Origin of the sequence: Rhizobium sp. BK196 (genome assembly GCF_014193255.1) — a bacterium.
GTDB lineage: Bacteria > Pseudomonadota > Alphaproteobacteria > Rhizobiales > Rhizobiaceae > Rhizobium.
Map to the genome: position 1 here is coordinate 267,501 of NZ_JACHZB010000010.1, position 3,903 is coordinate 271,403.

A 3,903-nucleotide genomic window follows, 5' to 3' on the forward strand; every position below is an offset into this window, starting at 1 on the left:
ATGCCTTGGCATGCACAGGCGATGAAGGACGTGATACGCTGCGAAAAGCCGTGGGGAGCTGCGAATGAGCTTTGATCCATGGATCTCCGAATGGGGCAACCCACCTTAAATGCTTGGAAAATTTAAGACGATCTGGTGATCGTCTTATCTTTCCAAGCATTGTGATAAGGTATCTTACTTTCGAATACATAGGGGTAAGAAGCGAACGCAGGGAACTGAAACATCTAAGTACCTGCAGGAAAGGACATCAACCGAGACTCCGCAAGTAGTGGCGAGCGAACGCGGACCAGGCCAGTGGCATTAGTGATTAAAGCGGAACGCTCTGGAAAGTGCGGCCGTAGCGGGTGACAGCCCCGTACGCGTAGATATCATTAATGTCCTAGAGTAGGGCGGGACACGTGAAATCCTGTCTGAACATGGGGAGACCACTCTCCAAGCCTAAGTACTCGTGCATGACCGATAGCGAACAAGTACCGTGAGGGAAAGGTGAAAAGCACCCCGACAAGGGGAGTGAAAGAGTACCTGAAACCGGATGCCTACAAACAGTCGGAGGGGGCAACCCTGACGGCGTACCTTTTGTATAATGGGTCAACGACTTAGTGTAACGAGCAAGCTTAAGCCGGTAGGTGTAGGCGAAGCGAAAGCGAGTCTGAATAGGGCGATATAGTTCGTTGCATTAGACCCGAAACCGAGTGATCTAGCCATGAGCAGGTTGAAGGTTGGGTAACACCAACTGGAGGACCGAACCCGCATCTGTTGCAATAGATTGGGATGACTTGTGGCTAGGGGTGAAAGGCCAATCAAACTCGGAAATAGCTGGTTCTCCGCGAAATCTATTTAGGTAGAGCGTCTGGCGAATACTCCCGGGGGTAGAGCACTGGATGGGCTATGGGGACTCACCGTCTTACTGATCCTAACCAAACTCCGAATACCGGGAAGTACTACCAGGCAGACACACGGCGGGTGCTAACGTCCGTCGTGAAAAGGGCAACAACCCTGACCTCCAGCTAAGGTCCCCAAGTCATGGCTAAGTGGGAAAGGATGTGAGGATCCCAAAACAACCAGGATGTTGGCTTAGAAGCAGCCATCATTTAAAGAAAGCGTAACAGCTCACTGGTCTAAATAAGGGTCTTTGCGCCGAAAATGTAACGGGGCTGAAGCCATGCACCGAAGCTGAGGATTCCTCGCAAGAGGAGTGGTAGCGGAGCGTTCCGTAAGCTGATGAAGGGATACCCGTGAGGGGTCCTGGAGGTATCGGAAGTGCGAATGTTGACATGAGTAACGATAAAGAGGGTGAGAGACCCTCTCGCCGAAAGACCAAGGGTTCCTGCTTAAAGTTAATCTGAGCAGGGTTAGCCGGCCCCTAAGACGAGGCGGACACGCGTAGTCGATGGGAACCACGTTAATATTCGTGGGCCTGGTGGAAGTGACGGATCGCACAAGTTGTTCTGGTTTATTGGATTATCAGGGCAGCGGAGCGGTTCCAGGAAATAGCTCCACCGTATAGACCGTACCCGAAACCGACACAGGTGGTCAGGTAGAGTATACCAAGGCGCTTGAGAGAACTATGTTGAAGGAACTCGGCAAATTGCACGCGTAACTTCGGAAGAAGCGTGACCCCATATGAGGCAACTCTTGTGGGGTGGCACAGACCAGGGGGTAGCGACTGTTTATCAAAAACACAGGGCTCTGCGAAGTCGCAAGACGACGTATAGGGTCTGACGCCTGCCCGGTGCTGGAAGGTTAAGAGGAGAGGTGCAAGCTTTGAATCGAAGCCCCAGTAAACGGCGGCCGTAACTATAACGGTCCTAAGGTAGCGAAATTCCTTGTCGGGTAAGTTCCGACCTGCACGAATGGCGTAACGACTTCCCCGCTGTCTCCAACATAGACTCAGTGAAATTGAATTCCCCGTGAAGATGCGGGGTTCCTGCGGTCAGACGGAAAGACCCCGTGCACCTTTACTATAGCTTTACACTGGCATTCGTGTCGGCATGTGTAGGATAGGTGGTAGGCTTTGAAGCGGGGACGCCAGTTTCCGTGGAGCCATCCTTGAAATACCACCCTTATCGTCATGGATGTCTAACCGCGGCCCGTTATCCGGGTCCGGGACAGTGTATGGTGGGTAGTTTGACTGGGGCGGTCGCCTCCGAAAGAGTAACGGAGGCGCGCGATGGTGGGCTCAGACCGGTCGGAAATCGGTCGTCGAGTGCAATGGCATAAGCCCGCCTGACTGCGAGACTGACAAGTCGAGCAGAGACGAAAGTCGGTCATAGTGATCCGGTGGTCCCGCGTGGAAGGGCCATCGCTCAACGGATAAAAGGTACGCCGGGGATAACAGGCTGATGACCCCCAAGAGTCCATATCGACGGGGTTGTTTGGCACCTCGATGTCGGCTCATCGCATCCTGGGGCTGGAGCAGGTCCCAAGGGTTTGGCTGTTCGCCAATTAAAGCGGTACGTGAGCTGGGTTCAGAACGTCGTGAGACAGTTCGGTCCCTATCTGCCGTGGGTGTAGGAATATTGACAGGATCTGTCCCTAGTACGAGAGGACCGGGATGGACATATCTCTGGTGGACCTGTTGTCCTGCCAAGGGCATAGCAGGGTAGCTATATATGGACGGGATAACCGCTGAAGGCATCTAAGCGGGAAACCCACCTGAAAACGAGTGTTCCCTATCAGAGCCGTGGAAGACGACCACGTTGATAGGCCGGGTGTGGAAGTGCGGCAACGCATGAAGCTTACCGGTACTAATAGCTCGATTGGCTTGATCGTTCTCATTGACCATGCTCATCAGGCTTTGCCTGATGATGCTTGACCTTTGTCCTGGCGCTGTCGCGGCTTTGCCGCTTCGCTCCGGACGGGCCGCGCCACAAGGCGCGACGGCCGCTTGGCCTTGCGGAGCTTCGCTCCGACGCCCTCAGCGAAGGTACGACGTGTTCAAATAAATGATGTGAAAACATCGCCAGCTTCTCACACAAGTTGCGCTTCGCTGACCTGGTGGTTATGGCGGGGTGGCTGCACCCGTTCCCTTTCCGAACACGGCCGTGAAACGCCCCAGCGCCTATGGTACTTCGTCTCAAGACGCGGGAGAGTCGGTCGCTGCCAGGTCTGCTAAACGCAACTCGTGAAAAACAAATCTTCTCTTCGCAAACTTTACGGCCCAAAGCCGGTAACAAGGGCCGCTATCAAAGCGGCCTTTTGTGTTTGGTGCCTCATGAACGCGAGACAAATTGCTTCGCAATTTGCTCGGCAGAAATCCGCAAAGCGCACGCGCTTTGCGTAGCCGCGACAAATCCCAAAGGGATTTGCGCAATCGGTCTTTTGCCGAACGGCAAAAACCTGGACGGACGACGCTAGCGTCGCCTGGATAACGCGGGGTGGAGCAGCCCGGTAGCTCGTCAGGCTCATAACCTGAAGGCCGCAGGTTCAAATCCTGCCCCCGCAACCAAATTCTCATATGCCCTCGAAGGGTCTCTTAAGACCTTCCGCAAGCCTTCTTTCGCTGGCGGGAAAACTTCGCTTTCCCTTAGCGACACTAGCTCATCGTTCGCAAAGCTCACCATAACCTGAAGGCCGCAGGTTCAAATCCTGACCCCGCAACCAAATTCTCATATCCCCTCGAAGGGTCTCTTAAGACCTTCCGCAAGCCTTCTTTCGCTGGCGGGAAAACTTCGCTTTCCCTTAGCGACACTAGCTCATCGTTCGCAAAGCTCACCATAACCTGAAGGCCGCAGGTTCAAATCCTGACCCCGCAACCACCGACACCTGAATATTTTGCCATTCAAGTCGCTTCAACAAAAGCTCCTCCGTAAGCGGTGTTTTGACCCCACCTTCCGGATCAGCGCGTGATTGTTGATGTTGTTGCCGAACGAGGCTTCGACATATGACGGTTACAGGGTTTAC

Annotated in this window: 1 protein-coding gene, 1 tRNA gene and 2 rRNA genes (1 of these 4 cut by a window edge); 3 read left to right on the forward strand and 1 reads right to left on the reverse strand. The window is 53.9% G+C overall.

All coding sequences use genetic code 11. The annotated features are described in order from the left end of the window. The 3 genes from FHT78_RS27180 to FHT78_RS27190 form a co-directional block, all read left to right on the forward strand. Positions 1 to 2,772, forward strand: a 23S ribosomal RNA gene (locus tag FHT78_RS27180); it begins 28 nt to the left of the window's first position. A gap of 221 nt (positions 2,773 to 2,993) precedes the next feature. Then, positions 2,994 to 3,108, forward strand: a 5S ribosomal RNA gene (gene rrf / locus FHT78_RS27185). A gap of 263 nt (positions 3,109 to 3,371) precedes the next feature. Continuing rightward, positions 3,372 to 3,448, forward strand: a tRNA-Met gene (locus tag FHT78_RS27190). Between the two features lie 263 nt (positions 3,449 to 3,711). Here the strand turns inward: FHT78_RS27190 and FHT78_RS29140 are convergent. Next, a partial coding sequence (locus tag FHT78_RS29140; RefSeq protein WP_210289949.1) for a hypothetical protein occupies positions 3,712 to 3,903 on the reverse strand: 192 nt, incomplete at its 5' end.